Genomic DNA, 18,766 nt, shown 5'->3' with positions numbered 1-18,766 from the left:
GTGTGTCACGAACACAAGTGAATCCGTGTGGCGCCGTATTGCGTGCGCCTCCCCGGAGTCGATTTGTAGCAGCAGGCTTCAAACCGCCCGGTGCTACTGCGTTAAAAGGGTATGGTGGTGATCGCCCGCGGAAAGGTCATTCATCAGGGTAGCAAGTACGTGTTGAGAAGTTGTATGAAAGCAACCCGTTCGATGACCATCGTTAAGCTGCTACAGCTCTGTCAAAACTCGCGGGCGTTCGTCGCTCCAGGATGGGGCGGGACGAGAGCTGCTTGCGGACGAGCCGGCACCTGTAAGTTCAACAACACTTCCCCGTCCTTCCTCTGTAGCGCGCTGCCTGCCGTTCCCGAAAGAACTCTTCGTAGCTCATCACATCCCGGTCGGGATGTATCCGCCTCATATGCGAAACGTACGTCTCGTAGTCGGGCAGTCCGACCATCAACCGTATGGTTTGGCCGAGATAGCGCCCGGCGTTACGCACGTCGTGCCTCAGTCCTGAAAACATCACGGTCTCCGCTCAGTTAGTGCCAACTGTACGCTGGTCGGTGGGCAGCATCTCGAATTGCATCTCCCGATCAGTAGCACAATCTTCGCGACGAGCACGCACGACAGCAAGCGCCCCATACACGACAACAGTGACAACCACGAAGATAAACAGTCCGGCGAGCGCCGCGTCGATATAGTCGTTGAACATGACGCGATGCATCTGCGTAACAGACTTCGCGGGCGCGACGATCTTGCCTGCACGGTCAGCTGCGCCAAGTTTCGCTGCGTGCGCGAGGAAGCCGACCTTCGGGTTGGCATCGAAGATCTTCTGCCAGCCTGCCGTCATCGTACAGATCAGCAGCCACACGGTCGGTACCAGCGTGACCCATGCGAAGCGTTCGCGCTTCCTCTTGAAGAGCACCACCGTGCCGAGCACGAGTGCAATTCCCGCAAGCATCTGGTTCGAGATGCCGAAGAGCGGCCAGAGCGTATTGATGCCGCCCAACGGGTCGACGATGCCTTGATAGAGGAAGTAGCCCCACGCCGCGACGCACAGCGCAGTCGCGATCAGATTGGCGGGGAGCGAATCTATGCGCTTGAGTGCAGGGTGGAATGTGCCGAGCAGGTCCTGCAGCATGAAGCGGCCGGCGCGCGTGCCCGCATCGACGGCCGTCAGGATGAAAAGTGCCTCGAACAGGATCGCGAAGTGATACCAGAACGCCATCATCGCCTGACCACCGATCACCTGATGCAAAATCTGAGCCATACCCACAGCGAGCGTCGGTGCGCCGCCCGCGCGCGCCACGATGGTCGTTTCACCGACGGCTTTTGCAGTTTGCGTCAGCATTTCCGGGGTAAGAACGAAACCCCATTGAGACACGGTCTGCGCTACGGCGTCAGGCATGTTGCCGAGCACCGCAGCTGGTGAGTTCATCGCAAAGTACACGCCCGGCTCGATTACTGCCGCTGCGACTAGGGCCATGATGGCGACAAAGGATTCCATCAACATCGCACCATAGCCGATGAAGCGCGCGTTGGCTTCATTATCGAGCAGTTTCGGCGTCGTGCCCGATGAAATTAGTGCATGGAAGCCCGACACTGCGCCGCAAGCGATGGTGATGAACAGGAAAGGGAAGAGATTGCCCGACCAGACGGGCCCCGTGCCGTCGATGAACTTCGTCATCGCCGGCATTTTCAGTTCCGGTGCGACGATCAGAATGCCGATTGCAAGGCCGAGGATCGTGCCGATCTTCAGGAACGTCGACAGATAGTCGCGCGGCGCGAGCAACAGCCACACGGGCAGCACCGATGCGATGAAACCGTAGCCGATAAGGATCCAGGTGAGCTGTGTGCCACTGAACGTGAACCAGGCGGCCAGTGCTGCGGAATCGTGCACCTGCTGGCCGAATACGATCGATGCCATCAGCAGCACAAAGCCGATCACCGACACTTCACCGATACAGCCCGGGCGGAGAATGCGCGTGTAGATGCCCATGAAAAGGGCAATGGGAATCGTCGCGGCGACCGTGAACGTGCCCCACGGTGAATTCGTCAGTGCCTTGACGACGATCAGCGCCAGCACGGCGAGAATTATCATCATGATCAGGAAAGCACCGAACAGCGCAATTATGCCGGGGACAGTGCCAAGCTCCATCTTCACGAGATCGCCGAGCGAACGTCCGTCGCGGCGCGTCGAGATAAAGAGCACGATGAAGTCCTGCACCGCACCTGCGAACACGGCTCCTGCGAGAATCCAGAGCATGCCGGGCATATAGCCCATCTGCGCGGCGAGCACAGGGCCGACGAGCGGACCCGCGCCCGCGATGGCCGCGAAGTGATGGCCGAACAGCACGTACTTGTTAGTCGGCACGTAGTCGAGGCCGTCGTTATGCCGCACGGCAGGCGTCATACGCTGACCGTCGAGTTGCACGACCTGATTTGCGATGAAGTGGCTGTAGAAGCGGTACGCGATTAGGTAGACACAGACGGCGGCGATCACGACCCAGAGCGCGCTGACCTTTTCGCCGTGCGTGAGCGCGATGGTGCCGAACGCGAATGCGCCCAACAGTGCGACTGCCGTCCACACCAGAAAACTGGATGCCCGGTTCATAGGAGTCTCCAATATATTTTTATGAAACGACGTCAGCGCCGCTGGTCGGTGCGCGCGGCGCATGGTCTGGGATGAGCCATGCTTTGGGCGTGTAGTATTCGTCTTCATCGAGTGCGTCACAAGCGCACAACTACGTAAGTGTGCTACGTAGTTCTACGTAGCCCGCCCGACCGGATTACCAACATGAAACTGAAAGCGAAGATATTTCTGCTCGCCGTCGTACCGTTTCTCGTCGCGATAGCTGGCATTGCCTTCGGCGTGCGCCATCAGGCGACGACGCTTGCGAAGGCGCAGCACGACACGACCCAGTTGGCCTATATGGGCAGCAAGAAAATTGAATTGCGCAATTATGTCGATCTCGCGACTAGCGCCATCAGGCCTCTGTACGACGAGGCCGGCAAGAATGCGCGCGACGATGCCATGCTGCGCGACCGCGCACTCGCGATGTTGCAGAAAATGGACTTTGGCCCCGACGGCTACTTTTTCGTCTACGACATGCATGGCCGTTCGTTGATGCACCCGCGCGAGCCGAATCTCGTCGGCCGTGACCTGTGGACGCTGCGCGATCCCGCAGGGGCGCCGACAATCCAACAACTGCTCGCCATGGCGGCGCAGGGAGGCGGCTATGTACGTTATGTGTGGCATCGTCCATCGACAGGCAAGCTCTCAGCGAAACTCGGCTATGTCGTGCCACTACAGCGCTGGGGCTGGATGCTCGGCACAGGCATCTATCTGGATGATGTTGATACGACTCTCGCAAGCATCGATCGGCGCGCATCGGCCGATATTGACCACACGATGATGTGGATCGGCATCATTGCGCTGGCCGGGATTTGTGTGATTGCCGTGTGCGCGCTTGTGTTGAACGTAAGCGAGCATCGCAGCGCCGATGCCAAGCTCAAGCGTCTCACACAGCAGGTGGTCGAGTCGCAGGAAAACGAACGGGCGCGGCTGTCACGGGAACTTCACGACGGCATCAGCCAGATGCTCGTGTCCGTCAAGCTGCTACTCGAATCGGCGCTTGCGCGTTTCGAACTGAGCGCAACGCGCGTCCCGCCGGCAGAAGCAGCGCTGTCCATGGGGATCACGCGTCTCGCCGATGCGCTACGCGAGGTGCGCCGCATCTCGCATGCACTGCGTCCTTCGATGCTTGACGATCTGGGCCTCGCGGCGGCGCTCGAACAGCTGACGCGCGAGTTGAGCGCGCAGAGTCAACTGGCGATTGGGTTCACGCAGAATTGCCACGATCACGCCGCGCACTTGCCCGATACTGTGAAAACGACGCTCTTTCGTATCGCGCAGGAAGCATTGATCAATATTCTCCGGCACGCACATGCGAGTCGGGCGGCGTTGGCGCTCGAAGTATCGGGGAGCGAGATCACTCTCTCTATCAGCGACGACGGACGGGGCTTCAATGTCGAACGCGTACAGTCCGGTCTTTTTAGCGGCGTCGGTCTACGCAACATCCGTGAGCGGCTGGAGGCTCTCAACGGCAGCCTGCAACTAGACTCACGCGCGGGCCATACAATAGTCACGGCGACCGTGCCGCTTTTCATGCGCGGCCCGCTTCCGGAAGAACTGCAGGCAAACCATTCATGAGCTATCCAACGGGCGCGGCGCGCCTCATCCTTGTCGATGATCATCCGCTTGTGCGCGACGGCTTGCGCGCGCGTCTTGAAGCTGTGCCAGGCTTTGCTGTCGTCGGCGAAGCGGGGAATGCGGAACAAGCGATGACGCTCGCTGCAGCGCAGGAGCCCGACCTCGTGCTGATGGATGTCGGCATGAAGGGGATCAATGGAATAACGCTCGCCGCGCTGTTTCATGAGCGCTTTCCTGACATACGCGTGCTCATGCTGTCGATGCACGACAACGTTGAGTATGTGACCAACGCCGTTCGCGCCGGTGCGCGCGGCTATATTTTGAAGGATTCACCGGGAGCGGAAATCATTCGCGCGATCGGTGCGGTTCTTGATGGGAAGACGTTCTTCAGCGAAGAACTTGGCGCGCGGCTTATCCAGGCGTCGACCCTTCGTGATCCTAGGGAGCGTTTGACACCGCGAGAGCGTGACATTCTTGATCAACTGGCCGAAGGTCTGTCGAGCAAGCAGATCGCACACCGCAGCGGTCTGTCAGTGAGAACCGTTGAAACGCATCGGCAGAATCTGAAGCGCAAACTCGAAATTGATGGTCAGGCCGAGCTGATCAAGTTCGCCGTGGAGCACCGGCGCTCAGGTTAGGTCGACTGCCCGGAAAATCGGTGTTGCGCGAATCGGAAAGCGGCGATGCGTGTGCGTTTCAGCGCATCCAGCCGTGCAGCGCGCACTTCTGCCCGCCGATCTCGAGACCCGCCTCCCGCGACGGCGCGACAACCGACCACGACTTCAGCCGAACGCGCTTGCCTTCGAGGCGCTCGGCGCCGCGATGCGAACGCATGCGCCGCGAAAACGTCCACACACGTCATCAGATGTCGTGTGGTGCGGGATCCGCGGCGAGCTGATCTGACCGCACCGTGCGAAGCCTGCGCCGAACGTGTTGCACCAACGTCGAATGATTGCGTAGCGGACGACAACGTTCCGTTCGCGCAATAACTTTTCGATGCGCGCATGCTCAACTGAAGGCGGTAGTACGGGCGCACAGCGCAACTGATGGCGATCGCCGGGAAGCGATGGTCGCGATAAAGCGCATTTCGTCTTCCGCATCGCCAGCAGGCTCTACGAGCAAATGGCGCTCAGGATTTCCTGACGCGTTAATCAGCATTTCCTGACGCGTTAATCAGGATGTTCTGCCGCGATATTCCAGTGCGCTCTGGCAGCGTCGTTAAACCGGTTGTGCGAAACTCCGACGTCGAAAATCCCACGCCACGCGAAGGGTGACAATTGCTTCTCTCTCGGCGAGAGAGAAGAGACAGCACGCCTGCCGCGCTTAGATGTTTGGGCGAAACAATGCGTAAATTACGCCGCTACGACACGGACCAACTTGGCGAATACGGATTTTGCTCGCTTTCCGAAATGGCGGACAAGATCGACGTTCTCATCGAATGCCCGGCGTCCGTAGCGAATCCGATGGCTGTGGGCGTTTCACCGGAAAAGCACACGGTTAGCGGGCAGGCGTAAGAACTGAAGAAGCAGGCAATAACCGCAGGGAAGAATTTGGGCAAGGCGCACTTTGGGGCGGCACAGTGTTTCATCAGGCTTTTTCGGAACCCCCGCGGGCGCGGTGAATTCGTCTTTGAGATCGAGTGCAGAATAGGATAGCCAAACGGCGACACTCGCGGGAAATATGGTGCTCTTCAGGTTGGACGCGGTGGAATGGTTTGGCTACATGCGGCGACGCCCCGAAACTCCGGTTTCTCGCGACGGTGCTCGCCATTAGTTGCGCGATCACGCTGGATCCTGATGGTGTAACAAGACTATCTTATGCGCCGAGTGAAGGCTGATATCCAGTGGATTGGCATGAGGTAACGGTGTCGAATCTCCATTGCTACTTCGCCGCACCGCGCTCGTCATTCTGGTCGATGCGTTGTTTCTCACGGTCTCCAGGCGCTGCTTTCATTCGCGGCTTGTCGCGCGGCATCTCGCGACTGTCGCGCGCTGCTAATCGGCGGATCGTTTCCGATCGGCAGCAGGCCGGGCGCGCGGACCATGGTTTCCATTCACATTCCGCTCGATGGCGGACCTCGAACATGATCAGGATACTCATTGCGGACGATCACGCGATTGTTCGTGGCGGACTCAGGCAGATCATCGCAACCACGAGCGATATCATCGTCGTGGCGGAAGCGATGCAAGGGACAGAAGTGATCGACAGGCTGCGCAGTTGCGTCGTGGATCTGCTGCTGCTCGACATGACAATGCCCGGCATCAGTGGCGTCGATCTGATCCGCAGAGTGCGGGTGGAGCAACCGTCGCTGCCCGTACTCGTGCTGAGCATTCACGATGAACCACAGGTGGCCTCGCGCGCATTGCTCGCGGGCGCAACAGGCTATCTGACCAAGGACAGCGACCCGGACGTGCTGCTCGCGGCGATCCGCAAGCTCGCGGAAGGCGGCCGCTTCATCGACCCGAAACTCGTCGATGCCATGGTCTTCGAAACACGGCGCGGCGACGTGCCACCGCATGAGGTGCTGTCGGACCGCGAGTTTCAGGTGCTGCAGATGCTCGCGGCGGGCCGGAGCATCAACGAAATCGCCGACGCGTGCTCGCTCAGCGCGAAAACAATCAGTACATACAAGACGCGCTTAATGCAGAAGCTCGGACTTTCCAACAATGCGGGGGTGATACGGTATGCCATCCGGCATGGGTTGATCGTCGAATAAGCGGAGGTGAATGGCGCGCACGCTCTTTCTGTCAGAAGGGCGTCGGACCTAACGCAGTGTTAGCTTTCGTAGTGGCGCATCTGCCGTTCGCACTACTGCGCAGCAAACCGTCTGTCGGCGGCCCGCCGGGGTGCAGAAGTATTCTTTGCGACGGGTACGCCGTTCGTCCAGGTGCAATGATGGCGGATAGAACCTACTTGGCCTGAAGTGGTCTCCGAGTTCAGGCCGGCGTTCCCCGACGGACGGTAGAGCTAACCGGAACAAGGGCTCCAGTACACGTTCCCCGGCGCAGTGGGCGAGCTTCTGTTCGATGGTGGCTTCCTGGCATGACGCAGCAGATCGTCATTGTTGACCGTGAGCTCGGTGGTACCCGGCGCATGGGCGCAACTGATGACGATCGTCGGGACCGGCGGCCGCGATAAAGCGAGCTGTTCTTTGCCAGCTGGCCATGTTGCCCAACCGCTCTTGCCAATGTAACGACGCCGGTGGGTGCAATCGTATAAGTGTGGCTCTTCTCGTGGAAGGCGTTTGTGCGCTTTGTTGCAACACCGACAGAGAGTCCCTGTGCATCTGTCGGATAAGTGCCTGCGAGCTAGAGCGAAAAAGCACTGGTGACTTACTGCGCGTTCAGCCATCGTTACGGTGCGCTGAGCCATTAGATCAGCCAGTGCGGCGAGAAGATTAAGTTCAAACTTTTTTGAAACGTTTTTTCTAGCCAATCCCCAACTGTAGGGCGAGTGTCGGGTCAGTCAATTGTGCGGAGGCGGCCTGACGCGTTATGCGCCAACGGCTGACAGGTTTTACGCTCAGAACGTTCTGGCTCACATCGCCGACCACAAAGCAATCGCATCGACGACCTGCTGCCCTGGAACGTGGCCGAAAAGTTGCCCACGCAACCCGTGTCTCCATCTATTTGCAGACTCCGGCGGTCTTCCGGAAGCTATCTGTTACTATGAGCGCGCTTTCACTGTTGGCCCTTACATGCGCGAAACATCGCAAACGTCACACACGACGCGCTTATGCTCGTCTCGACCGCCTTATCGCGACACAGCCCGGGTCGATGCGTTCCAGTGTCTTCCGCCACAACCGTAAAGACTTTCTCTTTGCTCTGGTGTATCGACCCCGAGCCGATGCTGGCAAAAATTGATTTCACTGTCACAGTCAAGCTCGGTGCCGCGCGACGCCATTGATTTCAATCATGCCGCCTATTTGCAAGCTCTTTTCCGATGAAAGGTGCAACGGTACACTTATGTCATGATCGATAGGTCGACCGCATCGCTGTATGGCCAGTTCCTTCGCGCAAAGCAACTCACCGACATATTGTCGGCCGCATTCGCTACGCTCGGTTCCCTCGGCCTGAGAGCAGAGGCGAATACCTTAATCAGCTTACGGTCGTTGCCTTCATGATCGCAAGAAAGCGTAAGATTTTCACTTATGATCTTTACCCAAAACGGTGAACGCGCAAAGTGAGAATTTGTGTATTCACTGCAAAAGTCAAGAGGAATACTATCGATAACATAATCGAATGAAAGAGCACGAAGCCCGCGAAATCGGCGCAGATGTCGACGCAATTGCACCGTCCGCGGCGCGCCGAGCCAGCTACTTGACAAGCTCACGATACTCTACGCGCATCCAGGTCATCATTCGGGGCACGCGTGATCATCGACTGCGCGAACGTCGCAGCAAGTGGTGGCCGTGAAGTGCGTGCATTACGGCGTATTGGTCCCGGTCTCGGAAAGTTTCGCGGGACGATCGGGCGAACGCAATTCTGTCCCAACAACTTCAGTGCTTTTTGCGTGTGGTTATAGGCCACGTCGATTTCACGACGCATTTTAAACCGTCCTACCGTCATAAACATGTCAAATTTCGACCTGCCAAGAGACATGGCAAACCATCTGGTTGATCCGCATTACTATACCAACCCTGATCGTCTCCATGAAACGTATGCTTGGGCGCGCGCTAACAACCCTGTCGGGCGTGCAATGGCGGACGGGCATGATCCGTTCTGGGTGGTCACGAAACACGCCGACGTCTCCATGATTTCACGAGATACCGTCTCGTTTTGCAACGGCGAGTATTCTGTCGTCTGCCGGCCGAAAGCGTCGATCGAGCATGTTATTTCCGAAACTGGTAGTCCGAACATTGTCCGCTCGCTTGTGCATGTCGATGGGGACGAGCACAAGAATCTACGTGCGCTGACACAGTCATGGTTCATGCCGAACAGCATCATCAAGCTTGACGGCCGCATTCGATCGCTGGCACGTGCGATGACCGCGAAACTGCTGCAGCAAAGTGGGCAAGTGATCGATTTTGCGAACGACGTTGCATCCCACTACCCGCTGAACGTGATCATGGATATTCTCGGAGTTCCGCAGGAGGATTCGCTGCGGCTTTTGACGCTGACTCATGAGATGTTCGGAAGCGAGGATGCGGAATACAAGCGCGAGATGCAGCGCCAAGGCGGCTCAAGCAGCGCAATGGGCAAGGCCCTGCTGTCCGTTGTGGCCGACTTCAAGGACTACTTCAAGCGCCTCACCGAAGACCGTCGGGCGAACGCGCGTAATGATATCGCGAGCGTACTAGCCAACGCGGTGGTCAACGGCCAGCCTATCGATGAAGCAACCCTTCTTGGCTATTACGTGATCATCGCCGCGGCGGGGCACGATACGGTTTCATCGTCCACCTCAGTCGCGATGTGGGCGTTGAGTCGCTTCCCTGAGCTGCTGCCGCGACTTCAGGCGGACCATTCGCTGATTCCGCAGTTTATCGACGAAACCCTTCGTTACGCATCGCCAGTGCGACATTTCATGCGTACGGCAACTGCCGACACCGACGTCCGAGGACGAACAATCCGAAAGGGCGATTGGCTGATGCTCTGCTACGGTTCAGCAAATTGTGACGAGGAAGTCTTTCCTGAGCCGTTCAATTTCAATATCGACCGCAAACCGAACCGGCATCTCGCATTCGGCGTTGGCGCTCACGTGTGCCTTGGTCAGCATCTCGCAAACATGGAGATGCGCATCCTGTTTGAGGAACTGATCCCGAGGTTGCGGCTTGTCGAGCCGGCGGGGGAAATTGAATTCATCGCGTCCAACTTCGTCGGTGGTCCAAAGCATCTTCCGGTGCGCTGTGTGATGCAATGATTGCACCAAAAACAGCGAAGGAATGCTGCCACGAAGCCGAGGACATGATTGGTGTAACGATCGTGAATGGCTCAAACGCTTCTAATATTCTGAGAATCAGGTATCGGCAAGTCCGCCAATCTTGGCCGTTTTGATGAAAAATATTCGAAGTGCATCGCGCCCAGTGCCTTGTAATTTGAGCGCGTAATTTTAAATCTTGACGCTTTTGAAAGCAAACGACCGGGAAAATACGAGACCGGTCATCTGCTGGGAAATAAATATTTAGTTATTTGGTCCCTTGTTTGTTCTATCTTAATAACGTCAGTGATCAGTCCGCTAATTTTTAATAACCTTGGATCTTCAATTTCTTTGGATAGTGTTTGCACCGTGGTCCTGGCGTCCTCATCAAGGCTAGATAAAACCTTGTTCATCGTATCCGGACTGAAAACGCCAATGTGCGCATGCGGATATGCCAGCACTGCTACCGGGTCGAACCCGGGTCCACACATGGCGTAAACACCGCCTGTGTAAGCTTTTCGCGCAACGAGGAGTAACTTCGGCACCTTACATTGAATATGCGATCGAAACAATTCTGCCGCCGCCGAGAATATGCCGCTACGTTCCGCTTCTTTGCCTATCATGAATCCGGGGACATCTGCAACAAATATAATCGGAGTTTTTGTTTTTGCGGCAATGTTTATCATTTTGACCATTTTAGACGCAGATTTCCGATGAATTATGCCTCCGTTGTGTCGAGGGTTGTTGGCGATAACCGCGATCAGATTCCTTCTGATGGTTGCATAGCCGGTCAATACCTCCTGTGCGTATAGTGCGCTTATTTCGGTCAGGCTGCCTTTATCGATAAAAGAATATAGCAAATCATGCATGTCATATGGTGTTCGGTGATTCGATGGAATCAATTTTTCAAAATCGATCGGATCGGGATCTTGATATTCAAAAACACTGCGTGAGTTGCCTTTAAAAATATCATTAACCAATTTTTTTAAGCATCGGAACAAGCTTCCTTCGTCATCGAATACCAGTTGAACCGAGCCTGAGTCCTTGCTGTGAACGTTTGTTCCGCCTAGTGAATAGAGGTCGGACTCCTGCGCCAGCATGGCCTTCACCATATCCGGCCGACCCATACATAAAGCGCCATTCTTAGTCATCAGTACCAAATCTGCGAGCATCAGCGGTAAAGCAAGTGGGCCTGAAGTAGGACCGAGTATGGCGGAAATCAGCAGATTAGTTTCTGAGAATTCCGCGATAGATGCGCTTACCCGACCCATTCCCGAGGGAGACAAAAGCAGTCTGGACATGTCTCGCGAAAGCACCTTTGCCGTGTCGAAACTGCCTGTCCCTCCAGACTGATCCTGAATGTAGATCAGCGGGGCACCGTTATTCTGAGCCTGACTTACCGTGCTTATGATTTGGCGGGCAGTGCGCCACTGGCCACTTCCTTGGAACTCACAGTCTTGCCCGCGATTCATGACCAGAAACGTCCTTACTGAATTTACCAATCCTTCACCGCAGATGAAATGACCCCTCTCATCCTGGTGGTGATCAACAAAACTGCTAGGGTCAAAGAGCGCATTTATCCGCTTCAGGGAAATTTGCATTTACGTTTGCCCCTCCCGGCAGTGCGTGTGAGACCAGCTACTGCTGGCGCTGTTGCTCTGAGCGGTGCTATACGGTAGCCCACTTTTACGAAATCAGAATTTCTTCAATACATGTTGCCGCGGCCAGAAGGCGGCGATCTTGACCTCGCGCAGCGTCCAGACTCAATCCGACCGGCAGTGACTTATTGGGCGCGACAGGAAGGGTGATGGAAGGCATCGCGGCGTTGCTCGCCAAATCAGTGTTGCGAATCACGTCCGCAAATAGTCCAGGCCGCCCGGCATCGATCAGACGCGGTACGGAACGCGGAACGGTTGGGTAAGCGAGAAAATCAATGTCCCAGTTGTTAAACAACGTATTCATTTCCATGCGTAAGGCGGCTATACTCTGGATAGCTGATGAATAGTCTCGGGAGGAGATAAGCTTTCCGGCCAGATTGGTGTGAATGATATCGCGGACATCAGTGTCACGAATGTTATCGAACACGGTATTTATCCTGTTTGCCCACCCCAGCGAAAGCAATGCCCGCGGGAAGTCCGTGAAAAATTCATAAATCGGAACGGTAAACGTTCCGACCTTGTTTAGCCCGGCAACAGCCGAATCATCCAGATCGATGCACTGGAAACCTGCACGAGTCAGTCGTCTGACGGCGTGCCCGCAGTACTTTCGGACATCATCGTCCAGTTCCGTCCACATCGACGCCGGAAGGCCGATTCGGCGTCGGGTACTTTTCATTTTTGTCGGAAGCCGATCTTCCGGGGACAGCAACTCATATAGAAACTGCGCATCTTTTGCTGTCTTCGTCAGCAGGCCCGGGGAATCCTTGGTTCGAGAAACGGGGATGATGCCGGCTGAAGACCACCGACCGCTTGTGGGCCTAAAGCCGGTAATGCCACAGAAGGCGGCCGGTATCCTTACCGAGCCACCGGTGTCCGTCCCGATTGCGATGGGAACGATGCCGGCTGCCACAGCCGCAGCGCAACCGCCACTGCTGCCTCCGGCCAGATGCTCGGGAGCTGCTGGATTCACCACAGTCCCCCATTGAGGGTTGACCGATGTGATGCCAAAGCTAAGTTCATGCATATTGTTCTTGCCGGCGACGACAGCGCCGAGCGATTTCAGCTTCCTGACGATAGAAGCATCGTGCTTGGCAATACAATCTTCCATTCCCGGTGTTCCCGCAGTGACAGGGAGACCTTTAACACAAATATTATCCTTTAATGAAAAAGGAATGCCAAATAGTGGTGCGCCTTTTAAAGCGTCGTTTGCTCTAGCAAAGTTCGTCTCTGCGTCGCATGTGCGAATGAAGCAGTTGAGCGTTGCCGCACGTACATCCGCGCCAAGTATGCGCTCCCGTATTTCAGTTGCTGACAGTGCACCAGTCCGTATGCGATCGCAGAGTGATTGCAGTGTGTTTTCAAAATGCATAGGGCCTCAAATGCCTGGGAACGTGCGGTATCAGTAACGGTAAGCGATGCGTACTTCGTCAAGCGGGTTACCCGGCAGAAGCTTCCCTCCTGTGCTGCGTATCACGGCGCATGCACTGTTCACAGCCGTCTGCACAGCTCCCTCAATCCATCCTCCGGTGAAAGAACAGCCACATCCAGCCAGATAGAGGCCGGTATCCCTTGAGGGATCATTTGCGGTCTTGTACTGAAAGAAGAGTCGTTGTGAATAGACATCCTCGCCGGGATAGTTGAGCTTAAACGCTCCGGAGGAGTGCGGGTCGGTCAGCCAGTCGTGGTGAAGGACACTAGTATCATAATCATCGCCGGCCGGAACCAAGTGGCGCGCAAGTTCTGGATGGAATGTTGCAAGTTCCTCAACAAAGCGATCACACCGCTGCTTTTTGTCGGCGACGCTGAGCAGCTTGTGGGCGTCGTCTTCCCACGTGTAACTGAGTAAAACCACGCCCGGCCCATCTGAGTTATCAGGTTCGTAATCGAGACAATATACGCCCCGGGCGAAACCATCCGACTGGATGGCGACTGGCAGCCCGTTTGTCATCCAGAATTTCTCGCGGGTCAGCATAAACAGTTTTGACGACCCTGTGAGATGTGTTTCCCTCACGGCTCGGGATACGTCGCGGCTTAGAAACGTTTCGTCGTCTGTCAGACAGTGAGCGATTTGCATTGCTCTGTTGTTGCTGGTAACGATTACGCGGTCGACGGCCACTATCCCATCTCTATCCGTTAAGAGTTTTATCTTCCCATCCTCTTTGTAGATACGCCCCACGTTGCTAAAGCGAACCCGTTCGCTAACAGTGCTTCCTCCGATCTCCTGTTCGGCCAGCCGTTCAACCAATGTGGCAGTTCCGCTCGAGATCAGGCGCTGATCATCGAGATAGCCGTTAATGACGAGACGCAGGATCTCAGTGAATCCCGCTTGATAGACAGGCAGAAAGCCGCCGGAACCTATCCCTAAAGAGCCGAACAGCTCGAAGTCGTCAGGTCTCTTCCATGGGACGCTGCCGGGTGGATTCGGCCCAGTGAAAATCGTCACAATGGCGGAATAAAACGAACTGTCCCGAAATGCGTCGAGCCAGGCCTGCCATGCTGTACGTGCTTCTTCGAGTTGATGTGACCTCAACATGGCCGTAATTTTTGTTGGCGCTACGAGAGAGACGCCGTTTAGCACACACCCGTGACGTAATAAGGCTGTCCAGCCTGCATGAACGCGTCTGAATAATGGCGGTGGAGGGTCTCCCGCAGGCCAAACATGACGAGCGCCGCGATAATGCAGTGCGGTATCGACCACTCCTGGGTCAGGGAAAGACGCTGTCGTGCAGATGTTATGTTTGTTTAGATAGTGAAAAAGGCCGGTCGCACTAGGAGGAAATCGCATTGCGCCCATTTCAGCAATAAGATGTGGATGCTTTGGATCAAATGTTTGGGACCAAATTCTTCCTCCAATGCGATCGCGAGCCTCAAATAATGTAATGTCGCTTACACCTGCTCGCAATAGTTCTGTGGCAGCCACAAGGCCGCTGATACCGGCTCCAACGATGGCAACTCGGGGAGTGGGGATACCGGACGGAAAGTAGCCAATTCCTCCTTCAGACTCTGAAAGTTGGAGGAAGGGAGCGTAGTCATACAGCAGGTCAACAGTCGGCGATGAACTTTGTGAAAATTCGACACGGTTCTTCATGGATTGTCTCCGTTGTGACAATGCATCCGCCTAGGGAACGATGGTTGATGTGAATGCTGCAGCGGCCTTCGTTCGCAAAGATCGGATACTGATCTATTCCGTAGTCGAAGGCTATACAGCATGCCGCCAAAAAATTCCATTCATTGAAGTCACGGTGAATGTGACCATATCAAAAGCACCGGACCCATATCAAACAAATAATATTGATACTCGTACCAGGCTATTGGAGCTTCTTTGACGCTTTGCATTACGACACGCTAGCTGGCAATCGGTGCCTCAAAATCGCTAGGCACTCACACCGACTGATGTTGCGAGCAAACCCCGGTGCCGCGCAGGATTGGCGCCGATTCAGACTGCGGAGCTATCCGGAAGACGAAAGCAGCCCTTCCAGAACGAGCCCACGTGATGAAAATCTTCCTCGGAGCAGTCGCACGTATGGACGCCGCGAGGAGAACATCCATCGGCCAACATGTAGGCGCGAGCGCGAAGTTGCGGGTTTTGCGACGGGTGCGCGCAGGTATGCCTTTCGCGCTTGCTTTCCCTTGAATCGGCGACATTTTTCGCTGGATTAGACGACAGATGCACGCGGAAAGGCGTCGGGCGCGTAGATGGCGCATCGCTATATGTCGCCTGTGGAATGGCTGCGTCGCTATCACACTGTAATCAATAATTAGGATGTCTAGACGTGTGTGTTTACGCCATCCACGGTTGGTCAAATCCATTGAAAGTCAGTAGCATACTCCGTCATGGAGTAGCGTTAACCATTTAAAGATCAAATGGTTCCTATCCAAACAATCGATTTTCGGAATTTTTGGAAATGCCGCATAGTAGGTCACGCACCGTTCTGACGGCACGGTAATTCACGGTGACTGTATGAATGCGGCGTGAAGATAAAATTTGTATGGCCTTACCGGGTGCGGATCTCGACGCCGAACCGGACTTACCAGGCCGCGCTGAAGATCAATAACCGTTGTGCCGGTGATCCTCGGTGAAGAAAGTCGGCTGTGTCGACGCAAGAATTGCGCCGACCGAGGCGGCGCGTTCGGTCGATTTTCTCGGAGCGAAACAGATGCATATTCTCGATGTTAATCAGATGGCCGAGTTTTTTGTGAAATCGTTTAGGCTCGTTGCGATCTTCGCTTCATTCTGCGTCGTGCTTGAGTTGATCTTTCCGGCTTATCGATACAGTTTTGCGTCTTACGTTCGCGGCGTGCGGAATTGGATCATTCGCATTGGGCTCGGTGCCGTAGTCTGGCACGGCTACGCCGTCGGTTTGGAATGGTTAGGCGTCGAGCCGCTCCTAACGGTCAATTTCGCGACATTGATTCACTCAGACAACGCAATCATTAACGTGGGCTTGGCCGTCCTTTCTGGAGTCATGGTGGCGATCGCCGGCGACTTTTTTTACTACTGGATGCATCGAGCTCAGCATGCTATTCCATTCATGTGGCGCATGCACGCTACTCATCACTCGATTCGCGAGCTGACAGCGTGGAATTGCAATCATCACGTTTCCGAACCGCTTATTTATGCAGTGTTTGTGGCACTACCACTCACGCTGATTCACTTTGAATCTGGCGTGGTGCCCGCTGTTGCGATGACACTGATTGCCTTTCAGGCGCATCTTTCGCACTCTAGCACCCGCATCAATCTTGGTCCGCTTCGATACGTCATCGGCGACAATAAATTCCACCGTATTCATCACTCGTTGGAACTGCATCACCGACGCCGAAACTACGGGTTCTTCACGACTATCTGGGACACGATTTTTCGTACAGCGTACTGGCCGAAAAGGGATGAGTGGCCGGAAGTTGGTCTTCGAGACCAGTCTGAACCGCTCACCGTGATTGACTACGTTATGTTTCCGTTTGATCGTAGCCGCTGGTGCAAGGCTAGTGCTGGCACCGGTGTACGGCAGAGTTGAGGCTGGGATTGAGCGCTGCAAAGGTTTACGCTGAGAATCAGATTGTCGAACACAGAAGGATGTATAGCTGAAAACTCGACGAAGATGCACTGGGCGGGCGTGTCCCGCCCCGCTTGATGTGATCCTGGCGTGCGTGCGCTGGGTGCCAGCGAAACTTCGAAGAATTGATGGGGGCGAGGCGTCTCAGTGGATCGGTTAACCGTGCATCGTTGGGCGCTTACAGTAAGTTGCTGCCGTTGCGGGAGAAGCGTTTTATCACCAACGCACTTTCGGCCGGGGTTGGTGCGTCAGTGAGATCTATACCAGAACCAAGAGCCAAAGGAAGGATCAGTATCACACAGTCGGCAAGGCCGGGCATACCATTCGTTCCGAGCTCGCCATTCTGGGCGATTTATTTTTCAAAATGCTGCCGTGCCGCCGCCTTATTCCAATGGACCTGCAACAGAAATCGATACGGCTGCGCAGGAAGTCAAGTTCGTGCGAACAGGATGCGCTGCTCGATCGCGCGGCGTCAGCGGCGATGTTTGAATTCAGGAATGTCTGCTGTGCTTGCGTCCTGCTCGATTGCATTCAGTGGCTCACATGGTCGCGGGGGAGATGTGGACAACAGCGTCACGAAAACTTTCTCCCACGCAGTGTTTCTATTTGGATTGGATTGCTGCTTAAGCCGCTCGCCCCCACTGATTCCGACAGATCCATCCACTTGACAGGAGGCAGCAATACCATGCCCCGAATCTCGATCCTAGCAAGCTACGCCGCCACCGCCACACTGATGCTTGGCGTCAGCAGCGCGCAGGCCGCGACTTGGTCTGCATCTTCCCCCGAAACCTCGTCCTGCTTCTCGACCAATCTATTCGCCTCGTGGATCTACGGCAGCTACACCCTCAACAACGACGTCTGGTCTCCCTGCCGCAATGTGGAAGCAGGTGCGCAGAGCATCTGGGCCAACACGAACCTCGACTGGGGCGTAACTTCAGATCAGCCCAACACCGGCGGCATCAAATCCTATCCGCACATCGGTTACTTGATCAACAAGACCATCAGTTCGCTGAACACGCTGACCGCGGCGGTATCGGCTACTACGCCTTCCGGCGGTGCATGGGAATCGACCCTCGATATATGGGCTAGCAACAATGCGCACGAGATTATGGTCTGGCTGAACTACACCGGAACCTCGGAGGGTTGCGGTAATGTCAAGCCGATCTCCTATAACTGGACGTCCGCTGGCTGCGCGATACCGCTGCACAGCAACGTCTCGCTAGCCGGTGGGACTTGGAACGTCTACGTGGGCAGCAACGGTAGCAACCCGGTTTATTCGTTCGTGCGCACAACCAAGACAAACGACACGACGATCGATGTACTCGCGATCATGAAGTACCTGAAGTCACTTAACTATTTCGACGACGTTATGATCGGCGAACTCCAGTATGGCTTCGAGATCACGTCATCGCCGGGCGGCCTGAGTTTCGCGTCCAAGAACTTCACCGTTACCGCCGAGTGATTCCACCGCCTAGCGTCGCGGACTGCCGTCTGCACGCCGGGCGTGCCGGGTTGTTTCATCGCGCGGCGCAGCGCGCGGGATGCGTCACGCTCGATGAACGTGAAGCCAAGTTCTCTGTGCCGGGCAGTCATCTCGTTTTGTCGTAACAGCGACAGGCCTGGCTCCAGTTGTCGGGTTTGAATGTCGGCGTAGCGAGACAAGATGAACTAAGAGTTCGCTGCACTTGCGCCATAGGCCACCGCGCGCGAGTGGCACGGATCTCGCTCCTGCCTACTGCGCAACCGCCGTCGGTTGCTACGAGCCATCTATGGATGGATAGCGTGAGCGACAGCATGCTGCCCTCGACTGCCTGTAGCGGCGTCGTACAGATAACGCGCTTGGCTGCACCGTCGAAGCGCGCCTGCCGCCGCCTAGGCAGCAGGCAGGATAGTCATGCCTGTCTCACCGGGCGTACACCGATCATCATTGCAAGGAGTGTCGCATGGCCCTGAAGATCATTGCGTCGACGTGCACCGGCTGCTCGGCCTGCGAGCCGCAGTGCCCC

General features: G+C 55.8%; 12 protein-coding genes and 1 pseudogene. 6 read left to right on the top strand and 7 right to left on the bottom strand.

The window, feature by feature from the left end:
• Positions 1-298: 298 nt before the first annotated feature.
• Both AABE10_RS35035 and AABE10_RS35030 read right to left on the bottom strand, forming a co-directional pair.
• Positions 299-505 (bottom strand): YbdD/YjiX family protein, encoded by a 207-nt coding sequence (locus AABE10_RS35035; protein WP_342937641.1) that lies wholly within the window; start codon positions 503-505, stop codon positions 299-301.
• 12 nt (positions 506-517) lie between these two features.
• Entirely contained in the window at positions 518-2,596 is a 2,079-nt protein-coding gene (locus AABE10_RS35030) for a carbon starvation CstA family protein (RefSeq protein WP_342937640.1), read from the bottom strand.
• A gap of 183 nt (positions 2,597-2,779) precedes the next feature.
• Between AABE10_RS35030 and AABE10_RS35025 the strand changes: the two genes are divergently transcribed.
• Positions 2,780-4,195: a cache domain-containing protein gene (locus AABE10_RS35025; RefSeq protein ID WP_342937639.1), complete on the top strand. Its 1,416-nt coding sequence runs from the start codon at positions 2,780-2,782 to the stop codon at positions 4,193-4,195.
• A complete protein-coding gene (locus AABE10_RS35020; RefSeq protein WP_342937638.1) occupies positions 4,192-4,833 on the top strand; it encodes a response regulator transcription factor in 642 nt (213 codons plus the stop codon). The genes AABE10_RS35025 and AABE10_RS35020 overlap by 4 nt, the downstream gene beginning before the upstream one ends.
• A 58-nt stretch (positions 4,834-4,891) precedes the next feature.
• Here the strand turns inward: AABE10_RS35020 and AABE10_RS35015 are convergent, their stop codons facing one another.
• Both AABE10_RS35015 and AABE10_RS36555 read right to left on the bottom strand, forming a co-directional pair.
• Positions 4,892-5,029: a hypothetical protein gene (locus AABE10_RS35015; RefSeq protein ID WP_342937637.1), complete on the bottom strand. Its 138-nt coding sequence runs from the start codon at positions 5,027-5,029 to the stop codon at positions 4,892-4,894.
• Between the two features lie 28 nt (positions 5,030-5,057).
• A pseudogene (locus tag AABE10_RS36555) lies at positions 5,058-5,249 on the bottom strand (IS6 family transposase); the annotation flags it as partial.
• A gap of 1,029 nt (positions 5,250-6,278) precedes the next feature.
• Here AABE10_RS36555 and AABE10_RS35010 point away from each other — a divergent pair.
• Together AABE10_RS35010 and AABE10_RS35005 are read left to right on the top strand one after the other, a co-directional pair.
• Positions 6,279-6,911 (top strand): response regulator transcription factor, encoded by a 633-nt coding sequence (locus AABE10_RS35010; protein ID WP_342937636.1) that lies wholly within the window; start codon positions 6,279-6,281, stop codon positions 6,909-6,911.
• A gap of 1,850 nt (positions 6,912-8,761) precedes the next feature.
• Positions 8,762-10,054 carry a cytochrome P450 gene (locus AABE10_RS35005; RefSeq protein ID WP_342937647.1) on the top strand — a complete coding sequence of 431 codons (1,293 nt, stop codon included), beginning with the start codon at positions 8,762-8,764 and terminating at the stop codon, positions 10,052-10,054.
• A 239-nt stretch (positions 10,055-10,293) separates the two neighbouring features.
• Here AABE10_RS35005 and AABE10_RS35000 read toward each other — a convergent pair whose 3' ends face one another.
• The 3 genes from AABE10_RS35000 to AABE10_RS34990 all read right to left on the bottom strand — a co-directional run bounded on the left by AABE10_RS35000 (position 10,294) and on the right by AABE10_RS34990 (position 14,797).
• On the bottom strand, positions 10,294-11,652 hold the full coding sequence (locus AABE10_RS35000) for a carboxyl transferase domain-containing protein (protein WP_342937635.1): 1,359 nt from the start codon (positions 11,650-11,652) through the stop codon (positions 10,294-10,296).
• An 85-nt stretch (positions 11,653-11,737) separates the two neighbouring features.
• Entirely contained in the window at positions 11,738-13,078 is a 1,341-nt protein-coding gene (locus tag AABE10_RS34995; protein ID WP_342937634.1) for an amidase family protein, read from the bottom strand.
• A gap of 30 nt (positions 13,079-13,108) precedes the next feature.
• A complete protein-coding gene (locus tag AABE10_RS34990) occupies positions 13,109-14,797 on the bottom strand; it encodes an NAD(P)/FAD-dependent oxidoreductase (RefSeq protein ID WP_342937633.1) in 1,689 nt (562 codons plus the stop codon).
• A 1,069-nt stretch (positions 14,798-15,866) separates the two neighbouring features.
• Here AABE10_RS34990 and AABE10_RS34985 point away from each other — a divergent pair.
• Together AABE10_RS34985 and AABE10_RS34980 are read left to right on the top strand one after the other, a co-directional pair.
• Positions 15,867-16,721: a sterol desaturase family protein gene (locus AABE10_RS34985; RefSeq protein WP_342937646.1), complete on the top strand. Its 855-nt coding sequence runs from the start codon at positions 15,867-15,869 to the stop codon at positions 16,719-16,721.
• A 724-nt stretch (positions 16,722-17,445) separates the two neighbouring features.
• On the top strand, positions 17,446-18,222 hold the full coding sequence (locus AABE10_RS34980) for a GH12 family glycosyl hydrolase domain-containing protein (RefSeq protein ID WP_342937632.1): 777 nt from the start codon (positions 17,446-17,448) through the stop codon (positions 18,220-18,222).
• The last annotated feature ends 544 nt before the right edge of the window (positions 18,223-18,766 follow it).

The sequence above is a fragment of the Paraburkholderia diazotrophica genome (assembly GCF_038900755.1).
GTDB lineage: Bacteria > Pseudomonadota > Gammaproteobacteria > Burkholderiales > Burkholderiaceae > Paraburkholderia > Paraburkholderia diazotrophica_A.
This window is presented reverse-complemented; position numbering and strand designations above follow the sequence as displayed.